Annotated in this window: 19 protein-coding genes; 7 read left to right on the forward strand and 12 right to left on the reverse strand. The window is 62.3% G+C overall.

All coding sequences use genetic code 11. From position 1 onward, the window contains the following. Positions 1-596, forward strand: a 596-nt coding sequence (locus ACYP01_RS16510; RefSeq protein WP_459681228.1) for an MFS transporter, incomplete at its 5' end; no start/stop codon positions are given. A gap of 27 nt (positions 597-623) precedes the next feature. Here the strand turns inward: ACYP01_RS16510 and ACYP01_RS16515 are convergent. Next, positions 624-1520, reverse strand: a complete 897-nt coding sequence (locus ACYP01_RS16515; protein WP_003943063.1) for a helix-turn-helix transcriptional regulator — start codon at positions 1518-1520, stop codon at positions 624-626. Between the two features lie 134 nt (positions 1521-1654). Between ACYP01_RS16515 and ACYP01_RS16520 the strand changes: the two genes are divergently transcribed. Together ACYP01_RS16520 and ACYP01_RS16525 are read left to right on the forward strand one after the other, a co-directional pair. After that, a complete protein-coding gene (locus tag ACYP01_RS16520) occupies positions 1655-2677 on the forward strand; it encodes a zinc-dependent alcohol dehydrogenase family protein (RefSeq protein WP_459681230.1) in 1023 nt (340 codons plus the stop codon). A gap of 397 nt (positions 2678-3074) precedes the next feature. Further along, entirely contained in the window at positions 3075-4910 is a 1836-nt protein-coding gene (locus ACYP01_RS16525; protein WP_459681232.1) for an acyl-CoA dehydrogenase, read from the forward strand. A gap of 55 nt (positions 4911-4965) precedes the next feature. Here the strand turns inward: ACYP01_RS16525 and ACYP01_RS16530 are convergent, their stop codons facing one another. The 3 genes from ACYP01_RS16530 to ACYP01_RS16540 are packed head-to-tail and all read right to left on the reverse strand — an operon-like array spanning position 4966 to position 7934. After that, positions 4966-5661, reverse strand: coding sequence for a hypothetical protein (locus tag ACYP01_RS16530; RefSeq protein ID WP_459681235.1), 696 nt, complete (start codon positions 5659-5661; stop codon positions 4966-4968). Beyond that, entirely contained in the window at positions 5658-6686 is a 1029-nt protein-coding gene (locus tag ACYP01_RS16535) for an NAD(P)H-dependent flavin oxidoreductase (protein ID WP_322000950.1), read from the reverse strand. The genes ACYP01_RS16530 and ACYP01_RS16535 overlap by 4 nt, the downstream gene beginning before the upstream one ends. Before the next feature lie 45 nt (positions 6687-6731). Continuing rightward, positions 6732-7934 carry a YbfB/YjiJ family MFS transporter gene (locus tag ACYP01_RS16540; protein WP_204855219.1) on the reverse strand — a complete coding sequence of 401 codons (1203 nt, stop codon included), beginning with the start codon at positions 7932-7934 and terminating at the stop codon, positions 6732-6734. 95 nt (positions 7935-8029) lie between these two features. Here ACYP01_RS16540 and ACYP01_RS16545 point away from each other — a divergent pair, with 95 nt between their 5' ends. The 3 genes from ACYP01_RS16545 to ACYP01_RS16555 all read left to right on the forward strand — a co-directional run bounded on the left by ACYP01_RS16545 (position 8030) and on the right by ACYP01_RS16555 (position 10167). After that, entirely contained in the window at positions 8030-8950 is a 921-nt protein-coding gene (locus tag ACYP01_RS16545; RefSeq protein ID WP_204855218.1) for a LysR family transcriptional regulator, read from the forward strand. Continuing rightward, positions 8947-9633 carry a hypothetical protein gene (locus ACYP01_RS16550; RefSeq protein ID WP_075834866.1) on the forward strand — a complete coding sequence of 229 codons (687 nt, stop codon included), beginning with the start codon at positions 8947-8949 and terminating at the stop codon, positions 9631-9633. The genes ACYP01_RS16545 and ACYP01_RS16550 overlap by 4 nt, the downstream gene beginning before the upstream one ends. Before the next feature lie 96 nt (positions 9634-9729). After that, on the forward strand, positions 9730-10167 hold the full coding sequence (locus ACYP01_RS16555; RefSeq protein WP_046379623.1) for an SRPBCC family protein: 438 nt from the start codon (positions 9730-9732) through the stop codon (positions 10165-10167). Positions 10168-10186: 19 nt separating this feature from the next. Here the strand turns inward: ACYP01_RS16555 and ACYP01_RS16560 are convergent, their stop codons facing one another. Together ACYP01_RS16560 and ACYP01_RS16565 are read right to left on the reverse strand one after the other, a co-directional pair. Continuing rightward, entirely contained in the window at positions 10187-10654 is a 468-nt protein-coding gene (locus tag ACYP01_RS16560; RefSeq protein ID WP_182261864.1) for a hypothetical protein, read from the reverse strand. Positions 10655-10782: 128 nt separating this feature from the next. Next, the gene (locus tag ACYP01_RS16565) at positions 10783-11409 is read right to left on the reverse strand and encodes a class I SAM-dependent methyltransferase (protein ID WP_003943146.1); all 627 of its coding nucleotides are present in this window, start codon (positions 11407-11409) and stop codon (positions 10783-10785) included. Between the two features lie 106 nt (positions 11410-11515). On the opposite strand from ACYP01_RS16565, the gene ACYP01_RS16570 reads away from it, so the two are divergent. After that, positions 11516-11764 carry a DUF3253 domain-containing protein gene (locus ACYP01_RS16570; RefSeq protein WP_003942834.1) on the forward strand — a complete coding sequence of 83 codons (249 nt, stop codon included), beginning with the start codon at positions 11516-11518 and terminating at the stop codon, positions 11762-11764. Positions 11765-11806: 42 nt separating this feature from the next. On the opposite strand, the gene ACYP01_RS16575 is transcribed toward ACYP01_RS16570, so the two are convergent. The 6 genes from ACYP01_RS16575 to ACYP01_RS16600 form a co-directional block, all read right to left on the reverse strand. Further along, a complete protein-coding gene (locus ACYP01_RS16575) occupies positions 11807-12718 on the reverse strand; it encodes an NmrA family NAD(P)-binding protein (RefSeq protein WP_003942970.1) in 912 nt (303 codons plus the stop codon). Between the two features lie 10 nt (positions 12719-12728). Beyond that, positions 12729-13241 carry a hypothetical protein gene (locus ACYP01_RS16580; RefSeq protein WP_459681242.1) on the reverse strand — a complete coding sequence of 171 codons (513 nt, stop codon included), beginning with the start codon at positions 13239-13241 and terminating at the stop codon, positions 12729-12731. A 109-nt stretch (positions 13242-13350) separates the two neighbouring features. Continuing rightward, complete coding sequence (locus ACYP01_RS16585; RefSeq protein WP_003943230.1) at positions 13351-13869, reverse strand: MarR family winged helix-turn-helix transcriptional regulator; 519 nt, start codon at positions 13867-13869, stop codon at positions 13351-13353. Between the two features lie 20 nt (positions 13870-13889). Continuing rightward, positions 13890-15389 (reverse strand): amidase, encoded by a 1500-nt coding sequence (locus ACYP01_RS16590; RefSeq protein ID WP_459681245.1) that lies wholly within the window; start codon positions 15387-15389, stop codon positions 13890-13892. Between the two features lie 58 nt (positions 15390-15447). After that, entirely contained in the window at positions 15448-16956 is a 1509-nt protein-coding gene (locus tag ACYP01_RS16595) for a carboxyl transferase domain-containing protein (RefSeq protein WP_387403582.1), read from the reverse strand. Beyond that, a complete protein-coding gene (locus ACYP01_RS16600; protein WP_459681249.1) occupies positions 16913-18160 on the reverse strand; it encodes a CaiB/BaiF CoA transferase family protein in 1248 nt (415 codons plus the stop codon). The genes ACYP01_RS16595 and ACYP01_RS16600 overlap by 44 nt, the downstream gene beginning before the upstream one ends. Between the last annotated feature and the right edge of the window lie 27 nt (positions 18161-18187).

Genomic DNA, 18187 nt, shown 5'->3' on the forward strand with positions numbered 1-18187 from the left:
AGATCGCGAGCCTACGGGACGGACGCATCTGGCTCGTTCTGCCCGGTTGCGCCGTCGTGTGCGGGTCGTCGCTGGCGGCGTACAGCTTCATCTCTCCGCTGTTGACCGAGAACACGGGACTTGCTGCGTCGGCAGTGCCGCTAGTGCTTGTCGGCTACGGACTCGGCGCGTTCGTCGGCTCCAATCTCGGCGGTCGACTCGGTGCGAAGCATCAGTACGGGGTCTTGTTCGTCTCGGCAGCGATGACGTTTCTCGTGCTCGGGGCGCTCTGCCTCTTCTCGCACAACGTGATCGTGACGGTGTTTCTCGTAGTCATGCTGGGACTATTCGGCATGTCGACCAATCCCATCCTGATCGGGATGGCTGTGCGTTATGCCGATCAGGCGCCGACGATGGCCTCTGCTCTCAGCACCTCGTCGTTCAATCTGGGCACGGCGGTCGGCTCCTGGATCGCCGGGTTTGCGTTCGCCTCGAGTCTCGGCGCCACTGGGCCGGTGTTGGTAGGCACCGGCGTTGCCGCTCTCTACTTTCTGCCGCTGATAATCCTGTTGCGCAAGGAACGCACGAAGCGCACCACCGTCGAAGTCGTCAACTGACGACCCGATCAACCGTCGCGCAGTTCGTCAGCCGTCCGTCAGCGACCGCTCCGACACGTGAGGCGAAGAGTCCGCATTCTCACTGGCTGCCAACGAGGCGAGTAACTGCATCCGTTCCGCGGACGGCGATCCCGGCTCTGCGGTGTAGATCGTGAGCGTTAACCCCGGCTCGGCGGCCATCTCCAAACCTTCGAAGGCAAGCGTCAGCTCCCCCACGGCGGAGTGGTGAAATGTCTTGAATCCGGTGCCGTGATGGCGGACGTCGTGCGCGCCCCACCGACGCCGGAATTCCTCACTCCGAGTGCTGAGTTCACCGATCAGATCGTGCAATTCCTTGTTGTGAGGATCTCGCCCGGCCTCGGTTCGCAGAATCGAGACGGTCACCTCGGCAAACTCGTTCCAGTCCGGATAAAACTCGAAAGCCCTTTCGTCGAGGAACGTGAAGCGCGCGATGTTCGGGCGCTGCCCCGGCATGTCGTAGAGGTCCTTGTAGAACGCACGCGCGAGTGGGTTGACAGCAAGAAGATCCATGCGACCGTTCCGCACGAAAGCGGGTCCCGCGGTGACTGCATCAAGCGCCCACTGCAGGCTCTGATGGGGCTTCCAGCCCTTCGCATTTCGCCGACGCGGGGGTCTGGCTACCGGGCTTGCCGCGTGCGCGAGATCAAAAAGGTGGGCGCGCTCGGCGTCGTCGAGTCGTAAGGCCTTCGCGATACTGTCGAGTACACCCGGCGATGCGCCGCTGATCGCTCCGCGCTCGAGCCTCGTGTAGTACTCGACGCTCACGCCGGCGAGGGTTGCCACTTCACTTCGACGTAGACCGTCCACGCGGCGGTTCGATCCGGCCGGAAGTCCAACTTGTTCGGGCGTGACTCGGGCGCGCCGCGAGGTCAGGAATTCGCGTACTTGCGCTCGATCGTCCATGCCATCGAGCGTAAGTCAGTGACCGGTAGCGAGGGAGTCCCTCGCAGTACCACTATCGCGCGGGACTCCCGCACGCCGCCAAATCGTGATCAGGTTGAAGTGACACGAGAAAACCGATGGTGAGGAGCCACGTCATGCGCGCTGTCGTCATGCATGCCCCCGGCGACGTCCGGGTCGAAGAGATCGAAGCGCCGGTGATCGTCGAACCGACCGACGCGATCATTCGCGTTACAGCCACCTGCGTCTGCGGTTCCGACCTCTGGCCGTATCGCGGCATCGAAAAGCTGAATGGCCCGACGCCGATGGGACACGAATACGTGGGCGTCGTCGAACAGGTCGGCCCTGACGTCAACGACATCGAAGTTGGGGACTTCGTCGTGGGCTCGTTCGTCGCGTCGGACAACACCTGCGAAATCTGCGAGGCGGGCTTTCAGTCTCGCTGTATCCACCAGGTCATGATGGGCTCGGTCGGCACCCAATCCGAATACGCTCGCATCCCGCTCGCGGACGGCACCCTCGTCCCTGTCCACGGAGAGCCGACCGAGCGGCAGGCCCGCAGCCTCCTTGCAGCCTCCGACGTACTCGGCACCGGTTGGTTCGCCGCCGTAGCTGCGGAAGCCGGACCTGGCAAAACGGTCGCCGTCGTCGGCGACGGCGCAGTCGGACTTTTGGCGATCCTCGCTGCCAGACAACTCGGCGCCGAGCGGATCATTGCCATGTCACGTCACGCCGACCGGCAGGCACTCGCCACACAATTCGGCGCCACCGACATCGTCGAAGAGCGGGGCGACGCGGGCATCGCGAAGATCAAGGAACTCACCGGCGGCTACGGCGCCCACTCGACCGTCGAAGCCGTAGGTACCCAAGAATCGATGATGCAGGCTATCGGAGCTACCCGCCCCGGCGGACATGTCGGCTACGTCGGGGTATCCCACGGCGTCGAACTCGACGGCATGAACCTGTTCTTCGCGACGGTGAGCCTGCTCGGCGGTCCCGCGCCGGTCAGGCGATTCCTACCCGAACTGATCGAGCTCATCATGACCGACCAGATCGACCCAGGCATCGTCTTCGACCTCACTCTCCCGTTGGAGGACGCCGCCGCAGGCTACCAGGCGATGGACGAGCGGCGCGCCACCAAAGTGCTACTCACCCTCTGACCGATACCAAAGGCTCACGAGACAGAACTGGGCTCTACACGCCGGCCGAGAAACGTCTCGGCTACCAACGAGAGGCGCTCTTGGTTTACCGAGCAGCATGTTCACTGATCACAGCGAATGCGTATGACGCCGAAGGTGAGGACGGGTACTTCGATTGGTGCGCAGCTGCTTTGATCGTAGAGGATGCTACGCGACTGATATGCACCCCCACCAGCGGAAACCGATTGTACGAGTGAATGTTTCAATGAGAGCGACTCGGCGCTACTTTGTAGCAACGGCACTCGTCTCTACCTACGGTTGCGTACTGAATTCCTTGTGGGGCAGGCTTTCTTGTGTACTGCTGACGAGCCGTATCTGCTGACGAATCGTATTGCTGACGAACCAAGGTCGGAGAACAATGGGTCACTACAAAAGCAACGTGCGTGATATCGAGTTCAATCTGTTCGAGGTGCTCGGGATCGGCGAACTGTTGGATGCCGGCGCATACGGGGACCTCGACACCGACACTGTGCGCAACATTCTTGCGGAAGTAGCGAGACTGGCAGAAGGCCCGGTCGCCGCGTCCTTCGCCGACGCGGATCGGAACCCTGTCGAATTCGACGCACCCAATCACGCAGTTGTGGTCCCGGAACCTCTACGCAAGACGGTCGAGGCGGTGAACGAGGCCGGTTGGTCGCGACTCGGCCTACCAGAAGGCATGGGTGGTGTTCCTGCTCCGGCGCCGTTGGTCTGGGCGATCGGCGAAATGTTGGTCGCGGCAAACGGATCCGCAAGCTTTTTCAACATGGGTCCACTGATGGCGAGCGTGCTCTACACCATCGGAAACGAACAGCAAAAACACTGGGCCAAAGAAGGATTCGAACGCGGATGGGCCGGAACGATGGTGCTCACCGAACCAGACGCCGGATCCGATGTAGGCGCAGGCCGAACAAAGGCAATCGCGCAGGACGACGGCACGTGGCACATCGAGGGCGTCAAGCGGTTCATCTCCGGCGGTGACGTCGGAGGCACGGCCGAGAACCTCTTCCACCTGGTGCTTGCCCGGCCCGAGGGCGCCGGTCCAGGAACCAAAGGTTTGAGCCTGTTCTACGTTCCGAAATCCCATTTCAACTCGGAGACACTTGAACTGGGAGAGCGCAACGGTGTCTACGTCACCGGCGTCGAGCACAAGATGGGCCTCAAGTCTTCCCCAACTTGCGAGCTCACCTTCGGAGCGACGGACGTTCCTGCCGTCGGCTGGCTCGTGGGTGATGTCCACAACGGTATCGCCCAGATGTTCCAGGTCATCGAGAATGCTCGAATGATGGTGGGCACCAAGGCTACCGGAACACTGTCCACCGGCTATCTCAACGCCCTCGAGTACGCCAAAGAACGAATTCAAGGCGCAGACCTCACCGAGCTGACAAACAAGACCGCGCCCCGTGTGGCCATTACGCACCACCCCGACGTCCGACGCAGCCTGGCGATGCAGAAGGCCTACGCCGAAGGCCTCCGAGCGGTCTACCTCTATACCGCTGCACACCAGAATGCCGATGTCGCCGAGTTGGTTTCGGGTGCGGATGCCGAATTGGCGGCGCGGGTCAACGATCTGCTGCTGCCGATCGTCAAGGGCGTCGGCTCCGAGAAGGCCTACGAACTGCTCACCGAGAGCCTGCAGACCTTGGGCGGCTCCGGGTATCTGCAGGATTATCCCATCGAGCAGTACATCCGCGATGCCAAGATCGACACCCTGTACGAGGGCACCACGGCAATCCAGGCGCAGGACTTCTTCTTTCGAAAGATCGCACGCGACCGCGGCGTTGCACTCGCTCACGTAGCCGGTCGCATACGAGAGTTCATCGACAGTGAGGCCGGGAACGGTCGACTCAAGGCCGAGCGAGTCCTACTCGAGACCGCCTTGACCGACGTGCAGGAGATGGCCGGGACGCTCACCGGGTATCTGATGGCTTCTCAGGACCAACCCTCCGAGTTGTACAAGATAGGCCTCGGCTCGGTGCGCTTTCTGTACGCGGTAGGCGACCTGCTCATCGGATGGCGCCTGTTGGTGCAAGCGGAAGTCGCGTTGGCAGCCTTGGACCGTGACGCGTCGGCAAAGGACCGGTCGTTCTATCGGGGCAAGGTGGTGATCGCGTCGTACTTCGCCAAGAACATCCTGCCCGTCCTGGCGTCGACCAAAGAAATCCTGGGTTCCCTCGACAACGAGATCATGGAACTCGAGGAAGACGCATTCTGACAACGTGCCACGCGCGGTATGGGTGGTGCGCAACTCGGAATGCTTGCTGCGTAATTCAAACGTGGTCGTGAACCGGCGACGGAATCTTGTTGGAACGATAAGAGTCTGCGCTCCGGTTCGGCCGCCAGAGACGCCAGTGTTTCGCGGACAACCGGAACGGGAGATGGTCTTGTAGGTGACGAGCACCGGACGACAACCGTTCGTCTGCAGGCAGGTTGAGCCACAGGGACAGTGAGGATGCCGCGTTGCCAAGGGTTGCGCGTATGCCTGACTCACCCAGAGTCCGGCCGTATCCATCCACGGCAAAACGGCCGAACGCGTCGGGGGTGATGTCGGGGTACGGCGCGCGCGTGTTGGGGTCGATCAGGCGTACGGGCGCGCTGCAGGTCAGTGCCGCCAAAGAACGTCCGTGGGTTGTGACCGCATCGGAACCAACAAGGGCATCGAGCGCTTCGTTGACAGAACCCGGTGGGACGTTCCATTCGGTATGGGTTTGCGCTTTGTAGCTGGGCCCACCGAAGATCCCGGTGGCAAGCTCTGTCAATTGCGCGGTCGGCTCGGATGGCCCACCCTTGTAGATCTCGAACGTCCACGACGCCAACCGCACTGGTTCGGTACAGGATTCCAGGAATGCCTGCAGCCGCTGAAATGCAACATCGGGACGCTTGACTCGAAGCGAGTGCGCCCCACTGGGCAGCCCGTCGTATGTCACTACTTCGGGCAATGTGATGTCCGGTGTCCGCGCCGTCACAGGTTAGCCAATCGCGAAAGCACTACCCCGGCTGGTTCCTCCGTCGCGTGGCGATAGCCAGTACCGGCCCACAGGTGCATTCGCTCGGGATCTGCCTGCGCAACAGCGGCTTTGCGCATCGGGTTGGTCAGGTGATGGATGGCCGGATACCCGATGGGCGCTTGTGCGTCGTAGCGATCGATGAACTCGTTCCGAAGTGCTCGTGCGGGACGTCCCGTGAAAGCTCTTGTGACGACCGTGTTCCCGCGTGACGTGTCGGCCAGAGCTGCCTTGTGCGGAGCCGAGGCACCACACTCCTCGGTGCGCAGCAGTACGGTACCGACCACTGCCGCGTCCGCTCCGGCACGTAAGGCAGCAGCGACGTCGGCGGAGGTCGCCAGTCCACCGGCCGCCAATAGCGGAACCGACGTGCGGTGACGGATTTGTGCGATCAATTCGGTGATCGGTGTTTCTGCCGGAACCTGCAGGGGAGTGAGCGTTCCGGAGTGGCCGCCGGCAGCCGACGATTGCACCACAAGCAGATCGGCACCGGCGTCGACGGCAAGGAGCGCCTCTGCCTCCGAAGTCACAGTGAGGACGACAAGTGAACCGGCAGCGCGCAGCGCCTTGATGACGCCGGGTGTGGGAAAGCCGAAGGTGAAGCTGACCACCGGAACCGGGCTGGCCAGGAGCAGATCGATCTTGTCCTCGAAGTAGTCGTCGTCTTCGACCGGCTCACCGTCAGCCAGTGTGATGCCGTAGCGATCCGCCTCGACCTGGATCGCCCTGGTATAGGCACGGTAGGCATCGATGTCGACAGGCACCGGATTGGGCGCAAAAACGTTGACACCGAACGACACTCCCTCGGCGCGCACGGCGTCGATCTGGTCGGACAGAGCCTGAGGCGTCTTGTACCCGGCGGCGAGGAAGCCGAGACCGCCTGCGCGAGAGGCAGCAGCAACAAGTGCCGGTGTGGAAGCGCCGCCGGCCATGGGCGCTGCGATGACAGGGACCTTCAGGTCGAGATCGGTTGTGAGTGCGCTCATTCGAACATCTCCAGTCCTACGTCGGATAGTGCTCCGGCGGTTTCGTCATCTGACATCAAAAACTACCTCTTCAGTCGAGGTGGCCGTCCGAGGGTCCGCATCGAGATCGGAAGGGAATCGGAACCGCAAAACCGCGGCGGCCACTGCCGCGCCCAGAACGACGGCCGCACCCAACAGCAGAGCGTCGCGATACCCGTCTCGCAGCAACGGAGTGACAACGAGTGGGCCGAGAATCTGACCGACGCTGTATCCAGCGGTCAGCAACGCCACGGCGCGTGGGAACTGCAGGTGCGCGCCGATTGCCAACACAATTGACCCGATACCAAGGAAGGTGACACCGAACAGGAAAGCTGAAATCAGTGCGGGGCCGACGCCTCCGATCACAGCAGGAAGCGCTATGCCCACCGCCTGAATCAACAGGGCAACGAGAAGCAGAGTCGGCCTCGACCAACGCAGGCTGAGCCAAGCCCACAGGGCGCATGAGGGAAATGCGGCCAGACCGACCACTATCCAAGCGCCGCTGCCGACCCATTCTGGAGCGGCGAGATCGATTGCGGCAACAAGGAACGTGCCCGCGATGATGTAGCCGATGCCTTCCAGGAAATAGCTGATGAACAAGGCAGTGAACCCGCGTTGGGAACTGGGAGTTCCCAACGCGTCCGGTGTGATGACCGGACGCGGTTCCGGCGTCAATCCCCAGGCTGCGACCGCACACACCACTGCAAGGGCCGCAGATGCCAGCCAGGCAGTGCTCCAGGTGCCGACGAAGCGGACGACCAACACGAGGACCCCGGACAGGGCGATACCCAACCCAACTCCGCCGAATCCCCATCCGGCCAGGAATTGGGACTGCCCCCGAAGGTGCGCGTGCAAAGCGCTGACGGCGATCATGAAGACGAGGGCACTGGCAATGCCTGCGACGAGCCGCAGGGCGAACCAGATGGATCCGTCGTGGGTAGTGGGCATGAGCGCCAAAGTCGCGATGAGGACCACCAACGACGTACGCATCACCGCTGCCGAGCGCACCACGCCGGGAATGAGGATTCCCGCGAGCGCGCCGATCAGGTACCCGATGTAGTTGGCCGTCGCCAGGGTGGCGCCGAGCGAGGCGGACAGACCGGCCTGCGTGTGCATCAACGGCAGAATCGGTGTGTAGACGAATCGACCGATTCCCATGCTCGCCGCCAGCGCAGCGGCAGCTTGGACAGCGTGCGCTCGCGGGGAGACGCCGTTGTGGATTGTGGTCATGGTCTTATCGTGTGCCCCGGCCCCGCCGGACCGCCACGACCGCTTTGCTCCTGACTGATAGGCACAACCTCCCACCGCACGTAGCATGAAGGATCGTGGAGCTGCGTCAGCTGAGATATTTCGAGGTCGTCGCCGAGGAATTGCACTTCGGCCGAGCCGCGGCGCGGCTACTGATAGCCGGGCCGTCATTGTCGCAGCAGATCATGGCACTCGAACGCGACCTCGGCGTCAAGCTGTTCGTCCGCGACCGTCGTTCCGTCGCTCTGACGCCAGCCGGCGCGGCCCTGCTCCCTGATGTCCGTGCGCTACTCGAGAGTGCCGAGAATCTGCGACGCCGCGCGGAGCGTCTGTCCGGAGCGGAGCCCGTCCGGATCGGCTACGTCAATTGGCTCCCCACGGATCTGATCGCGCGCACTTCAGGGGTCGCGCAACTGCACGTCGACGCCTGGGTGGTGCCTTCGCACGCGCAGGCCGCGCGGGTAGCGGACGGCAGCCTCGACCTGGCGATCGCCTGGGTGCGGAAAACCGATGTCGCCCAACATGCTCTGAGCGCAAGACTGCTCGGTGCGGATCGGCTGTACGCGGTCTCCACCGGAGAGGACACCACACCGGTGCGGGCACGCGACGTCGTCGTACTCGTCGACGACGACACCACCTCCTGGTATTCGTGGAACGTCTACGCCGAAGAATTCGCTCGCGATACCGGCGCACAGATTCTGCGCATCAACGACGGTGGTATCACCGGTCCGGCATTCTTCGATCACGTCCGTGCCATCGGCCGTCCGGTCGTCAACTCGCCCAAAGGGCAGACCATCACGCTGCCAAGCGATCTCACTGCACGTGCGGTGATCGACCCCGCGGCAATCTGGACGTGGTCTCTCCTGTGCCGCGAGAACGAAACGCGCCCTGCAGTTCTCGCGGCCGTCGACGCTCTCACCCGCGGCGTCACTGATCTCGAAATCCACGAAGACGGGATATGGCTACCCATGGACGATCCTTACCGGAGGACTCGATGACACGACGCGCTATTCGAGTTTTCTGGGGACGACGGCCGGAATCGGTGCAGGCCGTGGCCTCCCGGTGGCGTCGGACGTTGGAGCAAGTCGAATTCCTGTTGCCCGAGGTGGTCGGCGGGTCGTGGCAACAGATCCATTCCGCTGGACCTGCTACTGCCGTGACCGTCGACCAGTTGGCGCAGGTCCTCGAGAACGCGCAGGCCGCCGAAGACTGGTCGGATCGTCTGGGAATCGGATTGAGGCTCGCATCCAGTGGAGGGCCCGAATGGGGGCTCGAACTCTCCGGGTTGGCGGGCGGCGAACCTGAAATCGTCCTTCAGTCGATGATTCTTGCCGTCAGCGCGCCGGACACCGCCGAAGTTCCTGAGACAGAACTACTTCGGATGCTCGCCGCGGAGTGGGAACCGGACTTCGGAGACGTCACCGACGACAACATCCTCGACGCTCTCGAAGACGAGTCCGACTATCGCGTCGGTGATCCCGTGATCGGACGAGTCGGCTACCTCTCGTCCGCTCGCGCTGACGCGATCCCGGGTGACCTCGCAGCAGGCGTTGCCGCGTTACCGGGCGGCGTGTTGCTACAGATCGGGGCCGTCGATGGGGTCGTTCGGGCGTACGAGCGCCTGCGCGAGACCGGCGCACTCGATCCGCTTCCGCGTCCACTGGACCGCGCAGTCTTCTGAAGGTGGTTACCGTTTGTCGAGTTTGGGTAGCCCGGGCTTCGGAACGAACTCTCACCGCGGCACTACCGCCGAAAAATGAACCGAAAGGCCCACCGCATGGTTGACGTCACCCGCAAATTCACCGCCGAGGTACCGATCGAAAAGGCTGCGGCGTTTCTCCGCGACTTCGCCAATGCGCCGACGTGGGATCCGGGCACCGAGAGCTGCACGCAGATCTCCGACGGCCCTGTCGGCGTCGGAACCCAGTGGCACAACGTGTCCAAGCTGTTCGGCGTCACCACGGAACTGACGTACACGCTGGTGACCGACGAGCTGAATCACGTTGTTCTCGAAGGAAAGAACAAGACTGCCACCAGTACCGACGACATCACCTTGACTTCAGTGAGTCCGAACTCGACCGAGATCGAATATCACGCGAACGTCGAGTTCAACGGTGCCGCCAAGATTGCGTCGCCTCTCCTGAAGGCGGGATTCGAAGCCAAAGTGGCACCAGAGACGGTGAAGAAGATGACGGAAGCCCTCGAAGCGCTCTGACAAGTCCGTCAGGTCCTTGTCACTGTGTGTTGCCGCCGCTCGCGCCACCGTTGCGAGCTTCGATGGCATCGATGGACTTCGTGAACGACTTTCCCAGCACTTGGGTGCCGACGAGTCCGAGTACCGACGCCAGGAGCTTTCCCTTGAGGTTCTTGCCGTCCCGGACCACGACGGCGTCGACATCGGTCAGACCCGTTGGCTGCCGGGTCAGCGTGTAGGTATGGCTCGACGCCCCGCCCCACAGGTTGGAGTCGGTGGTTGTCATCACGACGCGGTGCGGGTCGGTCCAGTCGTAGTGCAGACGCTCCCAGATACCACTGGAGCCCTCGGTGACATCAGCATCGTGGGGTCCTCGTTGGTGCACTTTCAGGTAGCTGTCCGCACTGCGGCCGAAGATTTCCTCCCGGCCCGGGCCGAAGTCGGTCAGGCCGGCAAGGACCTGTTCGGGCGTCGCAGTGGTCGTCTTGTGAAGATGGATCGTGGTCATGGCGCCTTCTTTCAACTGTGGATGATCCGGTGCTGAAAAAGCCGGGGAGTGACTCATCCAGCACACCACTCACACGAAATGAATGAAAGAGAATTGCTCGCCCTGTCTCGATCGGCTGTCTCGATCCGCTATTCGACGCCGCGCCGGCTGGCAGTGATTGCGCCGTGCGGCCTGTAGCCGCTCCCCGTCCGAGTATGGGTCTCGATCACGTCGAAGCCCGCTGTGACCAGCACCTCGGCAAGTTCGGTCACCGGCCATCGATAACCAGTCGTCGCGGCATGATCAAAAGGCTCTACCGTTGTGCCTTCGAAGAAGCCCACCAGCAACCCACCACCTGGGCGGATCACGCGCGCGAATTCAGCGAGCGGTGCCTCGATATCTTGCGGGTGATGGTGAATGAGCGAGTACCAGGACAGCACGCCGCCCAGTGAATTCGTTTTCGCGTCCAACGCCTCGAAGCCCCCGACCTCGAAGGAAAGATCCGGGTATTGGTTGCGTGCTCGTTCGACGAACTCGGGCACGAGATCGATCCCGCTCACAGCCAGCCCGGCCTGGGCCAGGAAGTCTGTCCACTGCCCCGGCCCGCACCCGGCGTCGAGCACGGGGCCGGTCAAAGTGGCAGCCCAGCTGGTCACCAGGGCCCGATCAGATACGTGCGTCGAATCCATCGAGCCGAAGAGGTCCGTGTACTCCTGGGATCTGGCCGAATACGAATCTCGGACTACGTCGCGGCGCGTTGCACTCGAATTATCCACGCCGTCAATGATTATCGATGTGCACTATTCCTTCACCACAACTCGCCGAACCGAAGGTGCATACTCTGTTGAAGGCCTACGGTCTCGACCGAAAAACTGAGGTCACATGGTGAAAGAGAAAGAACTGACGGCGAAGATCCGCGAGCTACTCAGTGCCCGATCAGCCGAGTCGAGCATCTGCCCCTCCGACGTGGCCCGCGCAGCGGCACCCGACGATTGGCGGCCGCTGATGGAACCCGTCCGAGAGGCTGCCCGCCACATGGTGGCCGACGGCGAAGTACAGATCACCCAGGGCGGCGAAGTCGTCGACCCGGAATCCGTACGAGGTCCGATCAGGATTCGGTGGGCTCGTTGATCAACCGCGTGACTTCTGGCGGCACTGCTCTCGCAGCGTGAATCAGCGGAAACGGTCCAGATGCTCACGCAGGAACGCATCCAGGCTTCGTGGCTCACGCCCCAGGACACGTGCCACCGTGTCGGTGGGTGACTCCGGGCGCGATACGGCAAGTTGCTGGATCTCCAGAATGTGCTCGGCCAGCCACGGAGGCATGTGGGCATGATCGACGAGGTTTTGCCGCAGTTCGTGCGGTGGCAGGTCGATATATTGGACGGGGCGATCGAGCATGCGGGTCAGAGAATCGGCGATGCCGCCGTAGCCGACTGCCTCGCTGCCCGTCAGGACGTAGGTACCGCCGGCGAGGTCGGCGCGTGTGAGCACGGCCGCGGCGACGTCACCGATGTCTCGGCAGTCGATCCAGTTGCACGGCGCGTCCCGCATCGCGCCCAGAATCACCCCCTGCGCAGCCACCGCCGGAGCCAGGAGCAACAGATTCTGCATGAACGCATAAGGGCGGAGCAGAGTGTGGCGGATCCCGGATGCGCGCAGGTGTTCACCGACAGCGTGGTGGCCGCGGGAGAGAGCGATGGGGGAGTCGGCCGCGGCGGCGGGGTCGGAGATCTTGACGATGTGTTCGACGCCGCTCTCGGCGGCTATGTCGATCACACGCGTTTCGAGCTCGACCTGTTCGAGTCCGTTGGCCATGGCGAGGAAAAGCTGTTCGGCCCCTTTGAAAGCCGTCCGTAGCGAAGTTGGGTCTGCGGCATCGGCCGGCACTACTTCGACCAAACCGTCGGCCAAATCGCCGAGGTGGGCGCTCAGCCTGTCCGGGTCGCGGGACAGCGCTCGGCTCGGCACACCCGAGGATGCGAGACTGCGTAGCAACGCGCCGCCTGTGGTTCCGGACGCTCCCATGATGACGATCATCGTGTTCCTTTCGGTCTTCCCCGGGAAGCCGGGGATCGTTGACATGTGTTGTCTGTCAGGGATTCTGACGGCGCCATCGCCAGCTGACGATGACGGCAGCGACAGCGGCAGATATCGGTAGATCGAGTTGCAGGCGAGCAAGCCAAGCAGTGTCGACCACGCTCGTGTGAGCTGGTAGCCAACGGGAGGCGAACCACCCGACGAGGCCTGCAATCACAGCGGCTGCGACGGCAAGAATTGCCGCCACCATGACGCGAGGCAGTGTCGTGGTCCACGGCCGTGACCTCCCGCGACGCTGCAGCCAGGAGCCGATCAGCAACGCCACCACTGCCGACGTGCCCGCGATGGACGTAAATGCCGCCATCGTGAGGCCCGATTGGCCGGATGCGACTCCGCCCGCACCCGCCATCAGCGCAGGGGCAAGGTAGGCGACCAGCACCTCCCTCCACAGGGTGAAAGGTCGTGCGCCGCGACGATCGGCAACCGGGACGCGTCGATTGGAATCGGTTATCTCCCTTTCGTTTTCGCGACGGATCGGTGGGGTGAGTCCGGACATGAAGGAGACCAACTTTCCGATTATAATTAGGTGACTAACTATTTGGGTATGAAAAGAGAAGTCTCTGTCGAGAATTGACGACGATTCGAATCGCTACGCGAATACTTGGAATCCCAGCCGACTACTCCGCAGTCAGCGCACCGATACCGCGAACGACCCGCGAGAGCAGATCCAGAAAGACCGCTCGCTCGTCGACAGTGAGCTCGTCGACCATTTCCTCGAGACGAGCAAAGTGCTCGGGCGCCATGTCACGTAACCGCTGAGCGCCACGAGCAGTCAGGACGACCACCGCACCACGCCCGTCCTCCGCGGACGGACGCCGAGCGACCAAACCCTCCTGCTCGAGGCCGTCGACCAGGCCGGTGACCGTGGCTCGCGAGACGCCGAGATCAGCCGCCAGACGTGAGGGAGATTTCTCCCCGTCGTGGTCTTCCAGATCCGCAAGCAGTCGGTAACGGCCGGTCGACAGTCCATACCTCGCGAAGTGAACCTCGGTTGCTCGACCGAGCCGCGCGCCCGCCGAGATCAGCCGCACCGCAACCAGCACAGCCTGCGGATCGGACCCGAGGCCGTAGTGCTCCAACTGCCGCCGCGCCTGATCCAACGTGGGTGAGTCGTGATCGGTTCCGTCCACTGCCATGCAACTAATATGGCACCTAACTACATTCTGGTCAACCCTTCACCAGAGCGAGTGTCAACGCTGCCGAAGCCGTGCGCGAGCTGCAACAGGTCCAGATCGGCATGACTGCGAGCCAGAACCTGTATACCCATTGGCAGCCCCTCAGAATTGAAGCCTGCAGGCAGGCTGATGGCCGGCACGCCGAGAAGCGTTGCGATTGTTGCAACCTCCATCCACCGGTGGTACGACGACATGGCCCTGCCGTCGATCGATGTGGGCCAGTCCATTTCGATGTCGAACGGAAACACCTGAACACTCGGTAGCACGATGAAGTCGTACGTATCGAAGAGAGTCAGGAACGCGTTGTACATCGCGGTACGCTTCACCGAAGCCTCGTAAACGTCCAGCGCCCCGATGGGCGGACGCCCATCCGTTCCATCGACCAGGCCCTCCACCTCGTATCGAGCTTCGGGCTTGAGCGCCGCCCGCGTGACCGGGTTGTAGTAGAGGGGGTACAGCTGAGAGCCGGCGAGCCAGTGCCGGAACGTCAGCCACAGCGGCCAGAGATCCTCATTTCCGTTGAACCCGCACGCTTTCGGCAGACCATGTTGTGAATCCATCTCGATTCCAAGCGCTTCGAAGATCTGCAGTGACGATTCACAGAGATCGAGCACTCCCGACTCCATGGGGAGGTACCCACCGAGGTCACCCATCCACACTGCCCGTGCGCCGGAGAAATCTCGCTCCAACGTCGACGCAAGGCCTCCGTCCGAGTCGATGGACAACGGAGTGCGCGGATCGTATCCCGACATCGTTTGCAACAACATCGAGAGATCTGTAGCGGTGCGCGCCATCGGTCCGGGAACCCCCGCCTGTTGCACGAACACATCCGGCCCCTTCGCGGGCACGCGGCCGAAGGATGGACGAAGTCCGAGAATGTTGTTCCAAGCGGCTGGATTTCGAAGTGATCCCATGAAATCACTGCCGTCCGCTACCGGAACCATGTGGAGAGCCACTGCGACGGCAGCACCACCGCTACTTCCGCCCGCCGATCGGCTCGGGTCGTAGGCGTTGCCGGTTGCACCGAAGATCTCGTTGTAGGTGTGTGAGCCCAGACCGAATTCCGGAACGTTGGTCTTGCCGACGAAGATCGCTCCCGCGTCCCGTATTCGAGCAACGTGAATCGAATCACTTTGCGCTGCAAGGATGTCGAACTCACCCCGAAAGAACCCGCGAGTCGTCTTGAAGCTCGCCACATCGGCAGTGTCCTTGACCGCATGAGGGAACCCGTGCATCCATCCCATATCGTGGCCATCGGCCAGGAGCTTGTCGTGCTCTTGAGCCTCCTGCACCAATTCCTGTCGTGGGCGAAGACTGACAATCGCGTTGACCGAAGGGTTCACGGACTCGATCCGGTCGAGATAGGCATTCATCACCTCCTCACATGACACTTGCCGATCATGAATTGCCGCCGACAAATCGGATGCGTCGAGTCGAACGATCTCGTTTCCAACGGGCAAAGTGGGCTGTGAAGACTTCAAGTGATGCTCCTCGAGTCGGTGCTGATCAGTAGTTCGGTGAATTGGAGCGCGGGCCGGTTTACATCGGTACCGCCACAGGGGATTCCCCGATGCGACTGAAGTGCGTCAGCCGTCCACTCAGGCGCTGTTCGGACGTCTCTCTCAGAGAGGAGACCAGCGCGGCACGTAATGACTGGCCGACGCGTTCACAGAATTGGTCAGGTTCGTCGGCGGCATCGGGGTACTCGGGTATCACCGCATGCACAATGCCGTCTGCCAGTAGATCTGTTGATCGAATGTTCTGCGCCGAGACCATCTCCGGTGCATGGACGATGTCGCGGTAGATGATCGCGCTTGCACCTTCCGGCGGTAGCGGGGACAACCAACTGTGCTGAGCGGCGAGAATGCGGTCCGCCGGCAACAGCGCCAGTGCGCCTCCACCCGCACCCTGGCCGAGGAGCAGCGATACCGTCGGCGTCCTCAGCGCCAGGAGTTCTGCCAGGCACTTCGCAATTTGGTTTGAAAGTCCGCCTTCCTCAGCTTCTTTCGACAGATTCGCGCCGGGTGTGTCGATGACTGTCACGAGCGGCAGGTCAAGCTCTCGAGCAAGGTTGATTCCCCGGCGCGCCTGACGCAGTGATGCCGGGCCGAACGACTGTTGTCCGGTCTGGGCACGGCGATCCTGCCCGAGCAGAACGCACGAGATGTCCCCGAAGCGGACCAACGCAAGAATCAGAGCGGGGCTCTGTTGGCTTTGCCCGGTTCCATTCAGGAGCACCATGTCTGAAGCTGAATGGCCAAGTAGCTCGCGGACGCCCGGCCGTCCGGAACGGCGGGACGCAAGGACCGTTTCCCAGGCGGGTGTCGCGGGGTCACTGACATTCGGAAGCGCCAGTCCGCGCTCGTCAAGTGTCGGGCGCGAGGTCAAAACCCGCAGTAGCACGTCCAGTGTCTCCGCGAGCTTGTCAGGAGAGCACACTGCATCCACCAGCCCGTGCGCGTGGAGGTTCTCGGCCGTCTGGACCCCAGGTGGAAACGCGACGCCGTACAAAGTTTTGTACACCCTGGGACCGAGGAACCCGATGAGCGCCCCGGGCTCCGCGATCGTCACGTGACCGAGCGAGCCCCAGGAAGCGAAAACTCCACCTGTGGTGGGATTTCGGAGATATACCAAGTAGGGAAGGTGGGCTTCCTTGTGCGCGGTGACAGCGGCGGTGATCCTGACCATCTGAAGGAACGCCGTCGTTCCCTCCTGCATCCGTGTTCCACCGGAAACCGGCAGGGCGACAAGGGGTAGTGCTTCTCTCGTCGCCCGCTCGATGGCATCGACAAGGCGTCCGCCGGCCGCTACACCGATCGACCCCGCCAGAAATCCGAACTCACAGATCAGTACCGCGACTCGGCGTCCACGTACCGTTGCGGACCCGGTCATCACGGACTCGTCCAGTCCGGTCCGCTCGCGCGCCGCGGCCAGTTCGTCCGTGTACGCACCACGCGCCATGCTCTGACGGACACTCGAATCCCACGACTCCCACGAGTCAGGATCAAACGTGAGATCGATCAACTCGTGTGCCGTCAGACGATTCATTGCCTTGCTCTCCTAGCCATTTCATGATTTCTTCGCCATCCGCACCGAGCACAGGAGGCGGTCGATGTGCGGTTCGGGTGAACTCACTTCCGTCAGGATCGAAGAACCGCAACGGTGGTCCCGGGATGGTCAGCCTCCCGAGCGTTCGATGATCGACGTCGACGAGGAGCCCCTGCGAGCGGGTCTGTTCCCACTCGTAGACCTCACGCAGGTTTCGGACTTTTCCTGCCGGAACGCCGGTGGCCTCCAGCTTCGTCAACAGTTCTTCGGTCCCGTAGGCCCCGAAGACCGCTTCGACCAATTCGTTGACCTTCTTACGGTTCTCGACCCGTTCCGGGTTGGTCGCCATACCGTGTGTATCCGGGTCGATCCAAAATCCCGCGCAGAAACGTTTCCACAGACCTTCACTGCCGACTGCGATCTGTACGGCACCGTCTGCCGTCGGAAATAGTCCGTACGGACAGATCGACGGATGATGATTGCCCTGAGCCTCGCCGATCTCCCCTGTGACGGCCCATCTCGTCCCCTGAAAAGCATGCACACCGACAACACTCGCCAGCAGGGAGGTTCGGACAACTTGTCCCCTGCCCGTCACCTCCCTCTCTCGAAGTGCTGCAAGAATTCCGAACGCTCCGTGTACTCCCGCAAGGAGATCGGCGATAGGAACGCCGACACGTTGTGGATCATCGGGTGACGAACCGGTCAGAGACATCAATCCGGCTTCGCCTTGGGCGATCTGGTCGTACCCGGCGCGACCGCCTTCAGGACCGTCATGGCCGAATCCGCTGATCGACAGCACGACCAGTCCCGGGTTGATCTCCGCTAACCTTTCCATCGGGAATCCCAGGCGGTCCATCACGCCGGTGCGAAAATTCTCGATCAGAACGTCGGCGCGTGCGATCAGGGCTGTGAGAGTTCGACAACCGTTCTCGGACTTCAGATCCAAGGCGATTGATTCCTTGTTTCGGTTTGCCGACAGGAAGTACGTCGATTCACGTTCGCCACGGGCGGGGTCGACAAAAGGTGGACCCCACCCACGCGTGTCGTCTCCACCGTCAGGTGTTTCGACCTTGACGACGCGCGCTCCAAGATCCCCGAGCATCATGGCCGCATGCGGACCGGCCAGTGCCCTGCTCAGATCCACGACGACTGTACCCGACAGTGGTCCTTGATAATTCGGTGTCACTGCTGCTTCTGCCGGCACTGCCAAATCCTCTCGGGCGATGGGAGA

This window comes from Rhodococcus sp. no. 34, from assembly GCF_054589475.1.